Below are 888 nucleotides of genomic sequence, written 5' to 3'. Positions count from 1 at the left end.
TCGTTCTCGCCCTCGTCAGAAGTCTGTCGCGATGTCCATGTTGCGCAAGAGCGATCCTGCGTCCGCGATCGCGCAAAAATTTATGACGCAGTAAGACTAGCAGTCTGCTGAAAAACCCCTCGCCACGGAGGGGGTCTGATGATTCACTTTATCATCTCGAATCGGTGGAGACGATCATGCGCGGCAGATTTATGGATCAGGGCGGCCTGTTTTCGTATATCGCGCCGGATAAGCGTGTGTCAGCAAACCATCCGCTGCGGAAGGTCCGGGAACTCGTCCGGGATGTTTTGAGTGATTTGAACCGCGGCCTTGGGAGGCTCTACGCCAGCGAGGGACGTCCTTCGATCCCTCCGGAGCAATTGCTGAGCGCCTTGCTGCTGCAGGTGTTCTACGGCATCCGCTCGGAACGCCAGTTGATGGAGCAACTGGACTACAATCTTTTGTATCGCTGGTTCGTGGGACTGTCGCCGGACGATCCGGTCTGGGACCCGACCACCTTCACCAAGAACCGGGAGCGGCTGCAGAACGGCGACGTGTTCACGAAGTTCATGACCAGGCTTCTGAACCATTCGCAGGTCAAGCCGCTGCTGTCGGACGAGCATTTTTCGGTCGACGGAACGCTGATCGAAGCCTGGGCTTCACAGAAGAGTTTTCGCCCCAAGGACGGCAGCGGCAACGATGATGACGGCGCCAACTTCCACGGCCAGAAGCGCAAGAACGACACCCATGCGAGTACCAGTGACCCGGACAGCAGGCTTTATCGCAAGGCGGCCGGACGGGAGGCCAAGCTTTGCTATATGGGCCACGCCACCATGGAGAACCGGCATGGGCTGGCGGTGGCCGGCAGGGTCACGCATGCCAATGGCACCGCCGAACGCCGGGCTTCGG

Annotated in this window: 1 protein-coding gene; it reads left to right on the top strand. The window is 59.3% G+C overall.

The window, feature by feature from the left end; all coding sequences use genetic code 11:
* Positions 1 to 176: 176 nt before the first annotated feature.
* A partial coding sequence (locus tag IVA82_RS23920; RefSeq protein WP_247493587.1) for an IS5 family transposase occupies positions 177 to 888 on the top strand: 712 nt, incomplete at its 3' end.

The sequence above is a fragment of the Bradyrhizobium sp. 142 genome (assembly GCF_023074015.1).
Lineage (GTDB): Bacteria > Pseudomonadota > Alphaproteobacteria > Rhizobiales > Xanthobacteraceae > Bradyrhizobium.
The sequence above is the reverse complement of the archived record's forward strand: the minus strand, read 5'-3'. Positions and strand labels throughout refer to the sequence as shown.